Source organism: Buttiauxella agrestis ATCC 33320, assembly GCF_000735355.1.
In the GTDB taxonomy this organism is placed as follows: Bacteria; Pseudomonadota; Gammaproteobacteria; order Enterobacterales; family Enterobacteriaceae; genus Buttiauxella; species Buttiauxella agrestis.
In genome coordinates this window covers 129,974-145,009 of record NZ_JMPI01000030.1, presented here as the reverse complement: position 1 = coordinate 145,009, position 15,036 = coordinate 129,974, and the positions used below count along the sequence as shown (strand labels likewise).

13 protein-coding genes are annotated in these 15,036 nt (G+C 52.2%); 7 read left to right on the top strand and 6 right to left on the bottom strand.

Translation table 11 applies throughout. The features are described from left to right. Positions 1-138: 138 nt before the first annotated feature. The gene (locus GBAG_RS10955; RefSeq protein WP_034495884.1) at positions 139-1,851 is read right to left on the bottom strand and encodes an alpha,alpha-trehalase; all 1,713 of its coding nucleotides are present in this window, start codon (positions 1,849-1,851) and stop codon (positions 139-141) included. Positions 1,852-2,021: 170 nt separating this feature from the next. Continuing rightward, positions 2,022-2,879, bottom strand: a complete 858-nt coding sequence (locus GBAG_RS10950) for a helix-turn-helix transcriptional regulator (RefSeq protein ID WP_034495882.1) — start codon at positions 2,877-2,879, stop codon at positions 2,022-2,024. 165 nt (positions 2,880-3,044) lie between these two features. On the opposite strand from GBAG_RS10950, the gene GBAG_RS10945 reads away from it, so the two are divergent. The 5 genes from GBAG_RS10945 (at position 3,045) to GBAG_RS10925 (ending at position 8,156) form a co-directional block, all read left to right on the top strand. Further along, positions 3,045-4,757, top strand: a complete 1,713-nt coding sequence (locus GBAG_RS10945; RefSeq protein WP_034495881.1) for a solute:sodium symporter family transporter — start codon at positions 3,045-3,047, stop codon at positions 4,755-4,757. Continuing rightward, positions 4,757-6,256 (top strand): sulfatase-like hydrolase/transferase, encoded by a 1,500-nt coding sequence (locus GBAG_RS10940; RefSeq protein ID WP_034495880.1) that lies wholly within the window; start codon positions 4,757-4,759, stop codon positions 6,254-6,256. Before GBAG_RS10945 ends, GBAG_RS10940 begins: the two co-directional genes overlap by 1 nt. A gap of 67 nt (positions 6,257-6,323) precedes the next feature. Further along, a complete protein-coding gene (locus GBAG_RS10935) occupies positions 6,324-6,671 on the top strand; it encodes a YidH family protein (RefSeq protein WP_034495878.1) in 348 nt (115 codons plus the stop codon). Continuing rightward, positions 6,661-7,020: a DUF202 domain-containing protein gene (locus GBAG_RS10930; protein WP_034495877.1), complete on the top strand. Its 360-nt coding sequence runs from the start codon at positions 6,661-6,663 to the stop codon at positions 7,018-7,020. The genes GBAG_RS10935 and GBAG_RS10930 overlap by 11 nt, the downstream gene beginning before the upstream one ends. 17 nt (positions 7,021-7,037) lie before the next feature. Continuing rightward, on the top strand, positions 7,038-8,156 hold the full coding sequence (locus GBAG_RS10925) for an anaerobic sulfatase maturase (RefSeq protein WP_034495876.1): 1,119 nt from the start codon (positions 7,038-7,040) through the stop codon (positions 8,154-8,156). On the opposite strand, the gene GBAG_RS10920 is transcribed toward GBAG_RS10925, so the two are convergent. Genes GBAG_RS10920 through GBAG_RS10910 form a run of 3 tightly spaced genes read right to left on the bottom strand, consistent with a single transcriptional unit; the run spans position 8,140 to position 11,071 of the window. After that, a complete protein-coding gene (locus GBAG_RS10920) occupies positions 8,140-9,528 on the bottom strand; it encodes a serine/threonine protein kinase (protein WP_034495875.1) in 1,389 nt (462 codons plus the stop codon). The two genes, GBAG_RS10925 and GBAG_RS10920, sit on opposite strands and share 17 nt — an antisense overlap. A gap of 40 nt (positions 9,529-9,568) precedes the next feature. Then, complete coding sequence (locus GBAG_RS10915; RefSeq protein WP_034495874.1) at positions 9,569-10,519, bottom strand: hypothetical protein; 951 nt, start codon at positions 10,517-10,519, stop codon at positions 9,569-9,571. 57 nt (positions 10,520-10,576) lie between these two features. Continuing rightward, on the bottom strand, positions 10,577-11,071 hold the full coding sequence (locus tag GBAG_RS10910; RefSeq protein ID WP_034495872.1) for an SH3 domain-containing protein: 495 nt from the start codon (positions 11,069-11,071) through the stop codon (positions 10,577-10,579). A 287-nt stretch (positions 11,072-11,358) separates the two neighbouring features. Between GBAG_RS10910 and GBAG_RS10905 the strand changes: the two genes are divergently transcribed. After that, positions 11,359-13,230, top strand: coding sequence for a putative nucleotidyltransferase substrate binding domain-containing protein (locus GBAG_RS10905; RefSeq protein ID WP_034495870.1), 1,872 nt, complete (start codon positions 11,359-11,361; stop codon positions 13,228-13,230). Positions 13,231-13,232: 2 nt separating this feature from the next. After that, a complete protein-coding gene (locus GBAG_RS10900; protein ID WP_051873699.1) occupies positions 13,233-13,958 on the top strand; it encodes an exonuclease domain-containing protein in 726 nt (241 codons plus the stop codon). Here GBAG_RS10900 and GBAG_RS10895 read toward each other — a convergent pair. After that, the gene (locus tag GBAG_RS10895) at positions 13,955-14,872 is read right to left on the bottom strand and encodes a dihydrodipicolinate synthase family protein (RefSeq protein ID WP_034495869.1); all 918 of its coding nucleotides are present in this window, start codon (positions 14,870-14,872) and stop codon (positions 13,955-13,957) included. The two genes, GBAG_RS10900 and GBAG_RS10895, sit on opposite strands and share 4 nt — an antisense overlap. Positions 14,873-15,036: the final 164 nt, after the last annotated feature.

Here is a 15,036-nt window from a genome sequence, read left to right as displayed (position 1 = left end):
CACCGTTAACAGCGGCTGCAGAGATAACCAGACGTTCGGGTGAACGGAAAAACACCTCATCTTCTAAATCTCACCCTGACAAAATTGCCAGGGTGAATTGTATCTATAAGAGAAAGTCCCCCGAGGGTGAGGGGCAAACTACTGCGCGGTTGCCGGAGCGGGCTTCGTCGCCTCAGTCACCGGACCAGGCGTTGCCGAAGGCAATTTGTCTGGCGTCGAATCACATGGCTTTTCAGTGCCGCATAGCAAATCGAGCATTTTTAGCGTCACACCGTTAGTCCAGCCGAAACCATCTTGTAACGGATATTCGCCGCCACCGCCGCCCGTACCGGTAGAAGAGACATCATATTTCTCCACCAGTTTTTTCTCCCGGTTGTAGGTATGCTGCACGTTTGTCAGGAACCGCCAGCTCACTTCCATGGCTAAATCCTGGTGCCCGTAGTTTTGCAAACCTTCGGTTGCTACCCATTGCAGCGGTGCCCAGCCATTTGGCGCATCCCATTGCTGGCCAGTTTTCAGGTTGGTGGTGGCAAGGCCGCCAGCTTTCAGTAACTGCGCCCGGGTAATGGTTGCCATTTTGTCGGCGTGTTCTTTCGATGCTGAATGTACATACAGCGGGAATAGCGACGCGGCAGTCAGCTGTGAACGAACTGCGTTAGTTTTCAGGTCATAATCCGCGTACCAGCCTTGTTTCGTATTCCACAGATGCTTTTCCATGGCTTTCTGGCGAGCATCAGCCAGTTGCTGATATTGTGCTGCGGCATTGCCGTCTTTCGCCACACTGCTGGCGTGAGCAAGCGTTTTTTCCATCTGGAATAACAGCGCATTCAAATCGACTGGCACAATCGAGGTGGTGCGAATCGAGCCCAGTTGTTCCGGGTTATCCATCCAGCGCGAGCTGAAATCCCAACCGGACGCGGCGGCAGCACGCAAATCACGGTAGATTTCCGTCGCAGGGCGATTCGGGTTGTTTTTCGCCGTCGTCACATCGTCGAGATACGATTCAGTACGCGGTGTATCGCGGTCATCCCAGTAACGGTTCAGCACCGAACCATCTTTGAGTTTTACCACTCGCAGGTTCTGCGCACCAGGTTCCAGCGCATCGCTGCCCTGCATCCAGTAGGCGTACTCTTTTTTCAACTGCGGCAGGTAAGTGGTGTACGTGTCATCGCCATTGTGGCTGGCGAGCAGTTTGACCATAAAGGCGAAGAACGGCGGTTGCGAGCGGCTCAGATAATAGCTGCGGTTGCCGTTGGGAATATGCCCCCAGGCGTCAATTTCATGGGCGAAGTTATCGACCATATCCTGCACTTTGTCCCAGTGGTCGCTTTCCGCAAGCCCAAGCATCGTAAAGTAGCTGTCCCAATAATAGACTTCACGAAAACGCCCACCCGGAACCACATACGGCTTCGGCAGCGGCAGCAAAGAATCCCATTTGCTCGCGCTATCTGTAGTGCGCGTCAGCACCGGCCACAGGCTGTCGATATGTTCACGCAACGACTGGCCTTCTGGCGGAACATATTTGTCACCTTCTTTCGGCAGCACAAAATTCACATTCACAAAGTGGCGCAAATCGAAGCCCGACTGGTTTCGTTGCATCCGGTAATCGGCGAGGATCATCAGCGGATCGTTTTTCGGCACCGCATCGGCAAAGGTCTTCTGGTCAGGGAACAGCTTTGCTGTCTGGACATCGGTAAACAATGGGCCAAGCAGAACATCAGGCGGTTGCGGCAGGGGTTGTACACTCTCATCGGCTGTTGCTGGCAGGGTAAAACTCACGAAGGCACAACCGATAGCTATTTGAATCGCAATAAATAAAGTGCGAGGACGGCGCAAAACAGGAATCGTCATTTATTTTTCTCCTTTTCAGGTTCGCGTGAAATTTTCGCGATCAACCCTATGAAAACCTTAGACGATTTTCCGGGCTGTGGAAGGAGAGAAGTCGCAACTTGCAACAAAGCAGATAATTTACCTGTACACGCCTGCTTGCCAGCTAGTGATGCGCAGTGAGGGGGAGAAGACTAATTTGCCCTGGTTGCAGAGGGCGCATAACCAAATTTTTTCTTAAACGCTTTACTGAAATGGAACGAGTCAAAGAAATTGAGCAGATCCGCGACCTGGTTCACGCTGTAACTCCCCTGGCGTAGCAGCGAAAGCGCCAATTCCAGACGCGCATCGAGGTAATACTCTTTTGGCCCTTTTCCGGTGTATTTCAGGAATAACCGCCGCAAGTATTGTTCGCTGCACTGCATCCACTCCGCCATTTGCGTGACCGTCCAACGCTGCTGGATATCGGTGTGAATGAGCGAGAGCAATTTTTCAATTTGAATCAGCTGTTTATCTTTGGTGCCCGTTTGCACTATCAGGCAAACCCATTGATAAATTAATTTAGTGATAAATGCCACGGCGAGGTTTTTATTTAATGAAATCTCGCTACAGATTAATTCTGTAACTTCGACTAATTCCTTATTAAAAATGTCGCCATTATAAATAATGGCCTGCTGGGATAATGGAATTTCCATCGCGCCGGTAGGGATAAACTCCATCCAGTACTGTTCCCAAATTAAACCCTCACAGTGGTAAGACTTTATATCGGTGGGTTTTAGGAATATGACGCAGTTGCCATTCAACGTAATGTGTGAATTGTTCTTCAGAAATATCCTTCCACTGCCCTGAAGGGTATAGACCGCCACCCATGAATTTTCAATCAACGGTTTCTTTTTGTCTCTTGGCCAGACAACCTGGTAATTCTCATCAGCCAGTGTGTGCCATAGAGAGATAAGTGATATCCCGCTTGAGATCACATTTTCATCAATAACCAGCGGGATATTGTAAGTTGTTTCGTTTTTTACATCCCAGAGGTGTGTTTTTCCATTCATTTAATTTCCCCGCCAGGGTTTCATGATGATAACGCGTGCCAGAAATTTAACAGATTCTGACTGCACCGCGAAAAATCTATATCTTAAACAGCCTATGACCTGACACAAGCGTAATTCCCTACAGACCTTCACGCGTCGGGACATAATGATAATAAGGGCAGTAAGATGAATATTCAGCAAATTGTCACCTTTTTTGCTTTTACCCTACTGGTGGCATTAATAACATGGTGGAAGCTGCGAAAAGCCGACACCAGATCGCAACAAGGTTATTTCCTCGCGGGGCGATCGTTAAAAGCGCCGGTGATTGCCGCCTCGCTGATGCTAACCAATCTTTCAACTGAACAGTTAGTCGGGTTGAGCGGACAGGCCTATCGCAATGGCATGTCGGTTATGGCGTGGGAGGTTATCTCTGCTATCCCCCTTATCTTCCTGGCGCTCATTTTTTTACCGAAGTATTTGCAGCGCGGGATAGCCACAATCCCCGATTTCATTGAGGAGCGTTTTGACAAAACCACGCGCATCATCGTGGACTGCTGTTTTCTGATTGCCACAGGCGTCTGCTTCCTGCCGACAGTCCTTTACTCTGGCGCGCTGGCGCTAAACAGCTTGTTCCATGTGGGCGAATCGCTGGGTATTTCTCAAGGGAGCGCGATGTGGCTGATGGTGGTCTTGTTGGGGCTGGCAGGCATTGCCTATGCCGTGGTTGGTGGGTTGCGTGCTATTGCTATTGCGGATGTCATTAACGGCATCGGGCTAGTGATTGGCGGCTTGATGGTACCGTTCTTCGGGTTAATGGCGATGGGTAACGGGAGCGTGCTGCGTGGTATCGAGCAGCTCACCACGGTCCATAGCGAGAAACTTAACTCAATCGGGGGAAGCCACGATCCGGTGCCCATCGGTGCCGCGCTCACAGGTTTAATTCTGGTAAACACATTTTACTGGTGTACTAATCAGGGCATTGTGCAGCGTACTCTGGCGTCTAAAAGCCTTGCCGAAGGGCAAAAGGGCGCGCTGTTAACGGCGGTGCTGAAAATGCTCGACCCGCTGATTCTTGTGCTGCCAGGGCTTATTGCTTTCCATCTGTTCCAGGACTTACCCAAGCACGACATGGCGTATCCGGCCTTAGTGAATAAAGTTATGCCGCTTCCGCTGGTCGGCTTCTTTGGCGCGGTGTTGTTCGGTGCAATCATCAGTACTTTCAACGGCTTTTTGAACAGTGCGAGTACCTTGTTTAGCCTCGGCATTTACAACCGCATCATTAACCAGAGTGCGACATCAGAACAGTTGGTGCGCGTCGGCCGCAAATTTGGACTCGCTATCGCCCTGGTTTCGGTGCTGGTCGCGCCGTGGATTGCTAACGCGCCAGAAGGTTTGTATAGCTGGATGAAACAGCTTAACGGTATCTACAACGTGCCATTGGTGACGATTGTCATCATGGGGTTCTTCTTCCCCCGTATTCCGGCTATCGCCGCGAAAGCCGCGCTATTGTTTGGTATTTGTAGCTATATCATTATCAACTATGTGGTTTCGTTCGATATTCACTTCCTGTACGTATTGTTCTTCACGTTCTGCATCAACGTGCTGTTGATGCTGGCTATCGGGGTCGTCAAACCGCGCGCAACGCCATTTAAATTCCAGGATGCTTTCGCCGTCGATATGGTGCCATGGCGCAACGCCAAAATTGCCTCGGTGGGGGTGTTGTTTGCCATGATCGGCGTTTACGCAGGGCTCGCACAATTTGGCGGCTACCAGACACAATTCATCACAATCATCAGTTATGTGATTGTCGCCGCGGTGGTGGTTTACCTGATTTACAGTAGCTGGCGGTCGCGTCAGGACTCCCGTGTTGTCTATTCTTCTGCACCTGAGGATAAGTAATGGAACGCCCTAATATCTTATTGATCATGACCGATACCCAGGCCACCAATATGGTGGGCTGCTACAGCGGTAAAGCGCTAAACACCCATAACATTGATAGCCTGGCCGAGGAGGGGATTCGTTTTAATTCGGCATACACCTGCGCTCCGGTTTGCACTCCCGCGCGCGCCGGGCTGTTCACGGGTATCTATTCAAACCAGTCGGGGCCGTGGACTAACAATGTCGCACCAGGCAAAAACATTTCCACTATGGGCCGCTATTTTAAAGATGCAGGCTACAAAACTTGTTACATCGGCAAATGGCATCTCGACGGACATGACTACTTTGGCACCGGGATCTGCCCGCCGGAGTGGGATGAAGACTATTGGTTTGACGGCGCAAATTATCTCGCGGAACTAACGGATAAAGAGATTGGCCTGTGGCGTAATGGTTTAAACAACGTGGCCGATTTGGTTGAAAACAGTATTGATAAGACCTTTACCTGGGCGCATCGCATCAGTAATCGGGCGATTGATTTCCTTGAGCAGCCGCAGCGCAACGCAGAACCGTTCCTGATGGTTGTCTCTTATGACGAGCCGCATCATCCGTTTACGTGTCCGGTCGAATATCTTGAGAAATATGAAGATTTTCATTACGACCTTGGCGCGAAAGCGTTCGATAACTTAGCCAACAAGCCAGAGCATCACCGTTTATGGGCGCAGGCCATGCCTTCTCCAGTTGGCGCTGACGGGCATTACCATCATCCACTTTATTTCGCCTGCAATGATTTTGTCGATGATGAAATTGGCCGTGTGGTTGAAGCGCTGACGCCTGCGCAGCGTGAAAACACGTGGGTGGTTTATACCTCCGATCACGGCGAGATGATGGGCGCTCACAAGCTGATCAGTAAAGGCGCTGCGATGTACGACGATATTACCCGTATCCCGCTCATCATGCGTCCGCCCATTGGTACGCGGGAACCTGAGCAAATAGACACACCTGTTAGCCACGTTGATATCCTGCCAACGCTGATGAAATTGGCAGGTATTCATCAGCCGGATATTTTGCCAGGCGAGGACATGCTCGATATCGAAACCACACGCGGCGTGATGGTGGAGTTCAACCGCTACGAGATTGAACACGATAGTTTTGGCGGGTTTATTCCCGTACGTGGATGGGTGACGAACCATCACAAGTTGGTGCTGAACCTGTTTACCAGCGATGAACTGTACGACAGGCAAAATGACCCGGACGAATTGCATAATCTTATTGATCATCCCGACTACGCAGTTAAACGCGATGAGCTACACGATCAACTAATGGATTACATGGATAAAATTCGCGACCCATTCCGCAGCTATCAATGGTCGTGCCGCCCGTGGCGTAAGCAAGCGAAGCCGCGCTGGATGGGAGCATTCCGCCCGCGCCCGGAGGATGATTACTCCCCGGTCGTGCGGGATTACGATACCGGAATGCCAACGCAAGGCGTGAAAGTCGAAGAGAAGAAACAGAAGTTTTAACCATACATAGGGCTACGGAAGGCGGATAAACACAACGCTATCCGCCAGCCCTTTTCAGGGAACAGAAATGAAAATAGGCAGAGTGGGTGAAGCACCGGATTATCGCTTTTCACTGGCAAATGAACGCACTTTTCTGGCATGGATTCGCACTGCATTAGGGTTTCTGGCCGCAGGCGTTGGGCTCGATCAGCTCGCGCCCGATCTCGCCACGCCACTGGTGCGTGAAATAGTCGCCTTATTGCTGTGCCTGTTTGCCGGAGTGTTGGCGGTTTATGGTTATCTGCGCTGGCTGCGTAATGAAAAGGCGATGCGACTCAAGCAAGATTTACCCTATACCCGCAGCCTGAAAGCCATCAGCCTGGTGATGACCCTTGTTGCAGCGGCGGTGATGGTGATGGTGATTTATGGCCGATAGTCGCCTCCAACGGCGCATTGTTGACCCAGGGTTGCAGCCGGAACGCACGTCGCTTGCCTGGTTTCGCACGCTTCTTGGATACGGCGCATTACTCATCCTTGCGCTGCGTCACCACCGGCATCACTCAGGTAACTTTTTCTGGCTGACGTTTATCGTGCTTACCCTGGTGATGGTAGTCATTTATCGCTACGCCCGGCAACGCAATCTCATGGATATCGCCGTGTGCGACTTTTCAGACTCGCGCACGACGCGCGCTAAATTGCTTATCGCCCTTGCGGTATGCAGCCTGGCTTTACTCTTTGCTTCTGCACATGTTAGTCAGCTTGTGATGTTATGGGAGAAAATGTAATGCGTGGATGTCATGTGATGGCTAAACCGACAAGCTCACAGTGCAATATTCAGTGCCAGTACTGTTTCTATCTCGATAAACCACAGCAACCCTTAATGGATGACGCCACACTCGACACGTTTATTCGCCAGCATATCGCCGCGCAACCGGGTGATGTGGTGGAGTTTGCCTGGCAAGGAGGGGAGCCGACGCTTGCGGGAATCGCGTTTTATCAACGCGTGATGGCGCGGCAATTGCGCTACTGCGGGGGAAAGCGCATTCAAAACACTATCCAGACCAATGGCATTTTGCTTAATGATGCCTGGTGCCAATTCTTCAAAAAAAACGGCTGGTTGGTTGGGATCTCAATTGATGGCCCGGCGGATCTTCACGACTATTACCGACGTTCGCGCAGCGGAAAACCGACTCATCATCACGTTATCGCAGCCATCGAAAAGCTAAAAGCTCACCGTGTTGACTTCAATTTACTGGCAGTGATAAGCCAGCATAATAGCCAACAACCTGAGCGGTTATATCGCTACCTGAAAACGCTCGGCAGTGCATTTATACAATTTATTCCGTTGGTCGAACGAAGTGAAAAGGGCGCAGTCACGCCGGAATGTGTTTCACCCGCGCAATTTGGCACCTTCCTGAAACGCGTGTTTGATATTTGGGTACGGGAAGATGTTGGTCATATTTTTGTGCAGTTGTTCGATTCAACACTTGGCGTATGGAGCGGCCATCCTTCGCAAATGTGCAGTCTGAGCGAAACCTGCGGCCACGCCTTCGCATTAGAATCCAATGGCGATCTCTATCAGTGCGACCATTACGTTTACCCGGATGACAAGTTGGGAAATTTACATGACACACCGCTTCAGGCGCTCAATGACTCACATGCCGCCATTCGCTTTGGTGAAAACAAGCGCGATTTATTGCCTGCTGACTGCCGGGTCTGTACCGTCAAACCGTTATGCCACGGCGACTGCCCAAAGCATCGCTTCAGTGAAGGGAAAAGCTATCTTTGCAGCAGTTATCATGCATTTTTCACCCACAGTGCGCCGTACATGAAAATCATGAGCCAGCTTTTGGCTCAACGGCGTGCCCCCGCGGAACTGATGCCAATTTTAGGTCGCAGTAAACTTACCCCTGCGGATTAATCAACCAGGTTCCCGCTTTTTCGACCGATAACGTCATGTTTCGCGTTTGATTGCTATCACTTAACGTAATGGTGTAGTTCCCCATCGGTAATTGCAGGAAGCCATAACCGTTCGCGCCCGGTGTCACTTTTTGTTTTTCTCCGTTCACAGACAGCGTTTCGCCATCGTTCATGCGCACATAAATCCGCGCCATCATCCCGTCGGCGGCAGGAACTACGGTTTTCGCCGTGGCAGACTCGGCTTTGTCCTGGGAGGCAGTCTGTTCAACTTTCGCGCTTTCAGGACGCGAACCCGCAGAAAAATGGCCGCCAAAAATCACGGCACCAATGGCAATACCGGCCAGCAAACTCGCGCCCGTCAGCAGGGGTAATTTATAGCGCTTTTTAAACGGCGAGAGCGGCGTTATCTCCGCATCTTCGACGGCGACCAACATGGTACCCGGCTGTTTGAGCGGCGCGAGGCCATGAATATTCGTCAATGGGATTTCAGCCAGGGCGGCAAATTCCGCAATCGACTGCGGGCGGTCTTCCGGTTTCAGCGCCAGGGCGCAGTCAACGGCGTGTAACAGGCTGTGGGAATAACCTTCCGGGCGGTTTTTCGCAAGTTTAACGCACGGGTCCTGAATGGTGCGCGTCACGCTGGCCGGAGGGCAGGTGCCGGTAATCAGGGTATACAAAATGGCACCGAGCGCATAAATATCGGTCCACGGGCCGAGCTGGTTTTCGAGGTCGTCGGCATATTGCTCAAGCGGCGCGAAACCCGGGTTCAGCGGCGTTTTTATCTCTTCACCGCTCTCAGGATGAGTCCGGCGTGGCGCTCCCGCATTGAGCAACAGCGGCGCTCCGTTGTCCTGAATCTGAATGCTGCGTAGCGACAAATCGCGGTGAACAAACCCTTCGTCATGTAACGTTGCCAGCGCGCTGCACAACATTGGTAATATGCGGCGGATCCACGCATCGTTAATGACTTCGGGTTGCTGCTGATGCAACTCGGCAAGCGTCATTCCGCTGGAGTAGGTCGTTGCCGCATACGCGGTTTCGTTTTGCGTCCAGAAACTCAACACCTGCAACAGATTCGGGTGGTTAAACTGTGCCAGCAGACGCGCGGATTGCACAAAACGACTCATGCCGTTGTTGAACGCCTGGCTATCTTGCTTGCTGCGCAGCACCAGTTGCATGTTATCGCTGCGCACAGTCAGCGCTCGCGGCATAAACTCGTGGATCGTCACCGGGCGCTCGAGCTGGTGATCCCACGCTTTATACACCACGTTAGTGTGGGTGGACTCGGTGACTTGCTCAATCTCAAATTCGTCGAAGCGGAAACCAGGCGGCAGAGCGTCGGGAAGTTCTGGGTCGTAATCTTTATCAGTCATGATGGCCTTTCTCTGCACGAAATCGACGAAAAATCACAAATTACTTCTGGGCGCGCCATGCGCCAACCGCCGGGTCACGCAATTGCGGACGCAGGGAGTCAATCAATAGCAGCGTGATCGGGGTCTCCGGGGCAAGCCATGCCGACCAGACTTTGCGCACTTCATTCAAACGCGCCTGAATGCTCGATTCGTCTATCGTCATTTCACGAGAGACTTCCACCGCTACGGTGCCGGTCGCTTGCCAGCCATTTAACTCAGCGTTATAAGGCAAAATCATCCAGCTTTGCGGTGCATGTTCATTGCTCACGACCATGCGTTCGTTATTCAGGCTGGTGATAAGCAGGCTGTCTGAACTTGCGTCATTGCTTAATCCGCTCACCGGGAAACCGTGTACAAACGTCATTTCATGGCGTTTTTCACCATGCACGCCGCTTTGAATGATTTCGCTGCGACCGTTGAGCCAGCCGCCTTTTTCACATTTCCCGTTGGGGATAAACATTGCCGACGCGTTAGCATCGCCTTGCCAGAAGGTGCGCAAATGGCAGCCATCTTGCAGCGTAAACTCCTGCCATGGGGTGCGGTCTGCCAGCGGTGAGTTTTCATCGGTTCGCGGCGTGCTGTTGGGTTCGCTCGAAATATCAGGGGCGACAATCACCGCCCAGTCGCTGCTTTTGGTCGCGGTGCCGACGGCCAGCGTGTCGCCCTGCGGGCTTTCCAGCTTCCAGCTCACCAGTTGAACGGTGCTGCACTGGCTTTCCAGAAGCGTGCCGAGGCGCGGCATAAAAGTATTGAGTACCGTAGGTTTTTTATCGCCATTGGCCACAATTCGCAGCGGTAGCTCGGCGGCACACCAGCTTTGCGGGGTGTTATCAGCAACATTATCAATCCAGACATCCAGCTTTTGCGAGGGAGACTGGACGATACGATAATTCCCCGCCCACGCCGTGGAGGAAGCCAGCAGCAGCGCCAGACCCGAAAGCCAGAGTTTCATAAAAATCCTTGTTAGCCGAACAACTTAAACAAAAGTCATGACGTTAAACGTCAACGATTAATCAATAATCCACGTGCCGCTATTGGCGTTCTGGCAGGCTTTGCTGGCATCATCGACCGCAACACAGGTGGTTTTCCTGGCCGCTTTGCGTGGACGTGGGCGATCTTTTTTCAGCGTTTGCGCATATAGCTCGCTTTTCACCAGCGCACGCATCGGCACATAACCCAGCAATTCGGTTTTATCCAGCTCGGCAATCGCCAGCCAGTTATGTTCAACCTGGCCTAACACGGTATAACTTTGTCCGTTCTCAAGGGTGTTGATGACTTTCCCGCCAAAGTCCGGTTTGCTCATAATCGAGCCTGGATACAGCGCCCGATAGCTGGCGTTTACAGGGGTAAATTCAGTGGGAGCCGCCACCGCGTATCGGTGAGTCAGCGTAACGCCATTGATTTCACTGGTCACGATTGTATCGTCCGTCATTTTTGGCGGTGGCGCTTTACAACCCACGACTGTGGCCACAACAGCAAGGATCAACAGGCTTCGCAATTTCATCGTAACTTTCCCTGAAAAAATGGTTCAAACCTGGTCGCCGGCGGGGATGAAAAGGGCGAAAGTGAAAGCCAGGTATTTGAAGAAGTATTCACAACAGTTATACATGGTAACGTTAATTTTACATCGCTTGATTCACAATTCAATGGTGATGTAACTGATTGACATTATTAAATGTTAAGCCGGTCAAGAACAGCGCGTATCAGGTTAATTGACATGCTGAATAGTATGGCTATTTGGTCACCTGCCAGCCTATATTATGAAACAGGATTTCAACTTTAGGATAAATAATGACGATGGAACCGTTATTGCCCAATATCTGCGATTTTATCGCGCATGTTTCGCCACTCAATACCCTCCCTGCGGACGCGCAAAACGATATCGCACGCTCTATCAGCATCAGTTATCTGGCGGTGGGCGAAACACTGGCTTTTGATATTGCGGCGCGTGAACGTTACCTCTACATCGTCCGTACCGGTTCGCTTGAACAACGCTGGAGCGATGGCGTGCTGCGCGCCCGTCTGGGGCCGGAAGATTTATTTGGCTTCACCTTTCTTGAAGGCATTCCGGGTAATCCTGAGGATTGTTACAACGTCACGGCGATTGAAAACACGCTGCTGTACCAAATTCCCCACCGCGTTCTGAAACAGGTGCTGCACGCACATCCGCAGTACGCCACGCACTTTTCGATTAACGCCCATGACCGCCTGAATTCCGCGATGGACGTCGTCTGGAGCGACGAAGACAAAGGCATGTTTGTGCGCAAAGTTTCTGACCTTGCGAGCGGAACGGTGTCGGTCGTCGAAGCGTCCACCTCGATTCAGGAGACGGCGAAACAAATGCGCTGTGTCGATCGCTGTTCCACGGCGGTGATAATGGAAAATGACCACATCATCGGCATCATCAGCGATCGTGACATGACCCGGCGCGTGGTGGCCGAAGGGTTTGATATTACGCGCGCGGTCAAAGAGGTGATGACTGCCGCCCCGGTGACGGTTTCTTCAGGCGACCTGGTCATGCATGCCGTGTCACTGATGATGAGCCATGGCGTGAGCAGTTTGCCGGTGGTCGATAATCATCAACCCGTCGGCCTGCTGACCGCCTCACATCTGGTGCAGCATCATCGCGTGCAGGCCATTTTCCTGATTGAGCGCATTAGCCATTGCCAGTCGGTTGACGAATTAGCGGCCCTGCAAGTGGAGCGCCAGGCCATATTTGAAGCACTGGTGCAGGGCAACTTGCGCAGCGGCGTGGTCGAAATGGTGATGTCGATGCTGATGGACGCCTTCACGCGTCGGCTCATTGAACTCGCGCTCGTGGAATTTGGCGAGCCACCCTGTGAATTCTCCTGGGTCATCGCCGGGTCGCACGCCCGCAACGAAGTGCACGTTCATTCTGACCAGGATAGCGCAATTATTTTGCCGGACGGCACCGGCCTTGAAGAGCAAATGTGGTTTTTGCGCTTTGCGAGAAGCGTCTGCCTGGGGCTTGATCAATGCGGTTATCCGCTCTGTACCGGGAATTTTATGGCGTCAGAAAGACGCTGGTGCCAACCGCTGTCGGTGTGGCTGGCCTGCATTCGCAAATGGGTGACGAACCCGGAATATACCCAATTATTAAATGCCACGGTGTTTCTGGAAACGCGTGCTTTCTACGGCAACACCTGGCTACATGACGCATTCCAGCAGGCTTTGTTAACCGAGATTGCCGCGCATCCAGGCTTCTTGCGCTCGCTCACGCGCGATGCCACCAGTACTTCGCCACCGTTGGGCATCTTCAATAATCTGGTGCTGGAAAAAAGCGGAAACGACAGCAAAACCCTGAACATCAAACGCTACGCCTTAACGCTGATTATTGACCTGTCACGCATTTATGCGCTGGCAGCCGGATGCAGTGAAACCCATACCGAAGCGCGTTTTTACGCTGCAAGAGACAAAGGACTGATGTCCGCAGAAGGCTGCACCGACATCATTGATGCCTTCCGTTTTTTAACCCGTCAGCGTTTTAACCATCAGCTTTCGCAGTTGCGCAAAGGGCTGGCACCAGACAACCACATCGACCCGCACGAGTTCGGCAGCTTTGAGCGTAAACATCTAAAAGACGCGTTTCGCATTATTGCCCGCCAGCAAGAACTGGCCCGCATGCTGTTTGTGAAGGGATAACGATGGGCCTTTTGTCACGAATTTTCCCGCCATCACTCACTCAGCAAGTTGAGTCGCAACACAAGAGATGGCGCAACATCCCAGGGCTGAGTCCGGCACTGCAACAGCTATTGGCGACACCTGTACCGAACTTCACCGCAGACGTTTTTAGCGTCCCGTGGCTGGCTTTTGACTTTGAAACCAGCGGCCTTGATGCGAATCAGGACCGGATCTTGTCGATAGGCAGCGTGATGGTGCAAAGCGGCCAAATTTTGTTGGCGAGTGCGCAGCACCAGTACATTTCCAGTGATCCGCAGGTCAATGCGCACAGCGCGGTCATCAATCACATCACGCCGGAAATGCTGCGTGATGGCGAAGCGCTTGATGAGGCGATGGAAACGTTATTCCTGCGCCTCGCCGGGCGCGTGGCTGTGGTGCATGGGAAAATGGTGGAAAGGGCGTTTATCAATGCCTGGCTGCAAACCCGTTACGGTGCAGAAGACCTGCCGATTCTGTGGATAGACACGCTGGAGATTGAGCGGCGATATCAGCAGGCCAGGAGACAAATGCAAAATGATTTGCGGCTTTCCAGTCTTCGCCGCGAATACCGGCTTCCCGATTACCCGGCGCACCATGCGCTGTGTGACGCGGTGGCGACCGCCGAGCTTGCGCTGGTGCAACTCCAGCCGCAGCGACAGGCTCGCGCTCAGGGGAAATGTTGGCCGCTGAACGCGTGTCTGTGCGGTTAAGAGGCTGAATTAATCACGCCTGCACGACGCAGAATATTGCCAATCTCAACTTTCATTTCTTCGGTCAACGGCGTCGCGGGTGCCAGCGAATGCACCGGAATATTCACTCCGGTTAATTTAATGGCATATTTCACCGCGTTGTAAAACGGCAAATCCGTACTGTAAAGCGACGGGATCCATGAAAGTGATTGCTGTAATTCAATGGCGCGGGAGAGATCTTGTTTACGCCAGGCGTCTAAAATCCCGCAGGTCAGTTGCGGCGCAAAGTTGGCACTGGCGGGAATGCAGCCATCGCCCCCGAGAATCAACGTCCCAAGCAAATACTCATCATAACCGGCAAAAACAGCGAAGTCGGGGCGCTCAGGCTTCACCGCGTGCAGGGTTTCACGAATATGCGAGAGGGTATCGACGGTATCTTTCAGACCGACAATATTCGGGCAGCTTAACGCCAGTTCGCGGATGACATTCACCGGAATAGATTGGCCGGTAAGCGCCGGGAAGTTATACAGAAGAATCGGCAACTCGAGTGCGCTGGCAATGGTTTTATAATGGCGCAACAGATTCGCTTCACTCAGCGGGTTGTACCACGGGTTGACCACCACGACGCCACTGGCACCAACCTTTTGCGCATGCAGCCCGGCGTCAATGGTTTGCTGCGTGCCGCAGTGGGCGATGCCAATCAAAACCGGCTTTCTGCCAGCGACTTTCTTCACGCAAAATTCTGCTACCTGAGCACGTTGCGCTTCAGACATATGCGCAAATTCCCCGGCACTGCCTAAAAAAAACAGGCCGTTAATCGGAGAGGCGACCAGGTGCTCAATAAGTAACGCCTGCGCGGTGCCATCAAATTCACCATGCTCATCAAATAAGGTAGGAACGGGGGGAATAACACCACTAAAACGAGGCTGATTCATTCACTTCTCCTCTGGGGGTAAATTAATTGTTCGTTGATTTAATTAGCGAATACCTTCAATTGTAGCGGAACAAAAAAATCTGTACGCCTGCCATGTCTCATTATCGGACTGTCGTTTCAGTTTGCGGTTTTTCCGGGCCATTAGAGGGGAACAGCGGATTGCGC

What these genes read in the sequence shown, in the direction of transcription:
- GBAG_RS10955 (WP_034495884.1), bottom strand. Translation starts at nt 1,851, where the DNA reads ATGACGATTCCTGTTTTGCGCCGTCCTCGCACTTTATTTATTGCGATT.
- GBAG_RS10950 (WP_034495882.1), bottom strand. Translation starts at nt 2,879, where the DNA reads ATGAATGGAAAAACACACCTCTGGGATGTAAAAAACGAAACAACTTAC.
- GBAG_RS10945 (WP_034495881.1), top strand. Translation starts at nt 3,045, where the DNA reads ATGAATATTCAGCAAATTGTCACCTTTTTTGCTTTTACCCTACTGGTG.
- GBAG_RS10940 (WP_034495880.1), top strand. Translation starts at nt 4,757, where the DNA reads ATGGAACGCCCTAATATCTTATTGATCATGACCGATACCCAGGCCACC.
- GBAG_RS10935 (WP_034495878.1), top strand. Translation starts at nt 6,324, where the DNA reads ATGAAAATAGGCAGAGTGGGTGAAGCACCGGATTATCGCTTTTCACTG.
- GBAG_RS10930 (WP_034495877.1), top strand. Translation starts at nt 6,661, where the DNA reads ATGGCCGATAGTCGCCTCCAACGGCGCATTGTTGACCCAGGGTTGCAG.
- GBAG_RS10925 (WP_034495876.1), top strand. Translation starts at nt 7,038, where the DNA reads ATGGCTAAACCGACAAGCTCACAGTGCAATATTCAGTGCCAGTACTGT.
- GBAG_RS10920 (WP_034495875.1), bottom strand. Translation starts at nt 9,528, where the DNA reads ATGACTGATAAAGATTACGACCCAGAACTTCCCGACGCTCTGCCGCCT.
- GBAG_RS10915 (WP_034495874.1), bottom strand. Translation starts at nt 10,519, where the DNA reads ATGAAACTCTGGCTTTCGGGTCTGGCGCTGCTGCTGGCTTCCTCCACG.
- GBAG_RS10910 (WP_034495872.1), bottom strand. Translation starts at nt 11,071, where the DNA reads ATGAAATTGCGAAGCCTGTTGATCCTTGCTGTTGTGGCCACAGTCGTG.
- GBAG_RS10905 (WP_034495870.1), top strand. Translation starts at nt 11,359, where the DNA reads ATGACGATGGAACCGTTATTGCCCAATATCTGCGATTTTATCGCGCAT.
- GBAG_RS10900 (WP_051873699.1), top strand. Translation starts at nt 13,233, where the DNA reads ATGGGCCTTTTGTCACGAATTTTCCCGCCATCACTCACTCAGCAAGTT.
- GBAG_RS10895 (WP_034495869.1), bottom strand. Translation starts at nt 14,872, where the DNA reads ATGAATCAGCCTCGTTTTAGTGGTGTTATTCCCCCCGTTCCTACCTTA.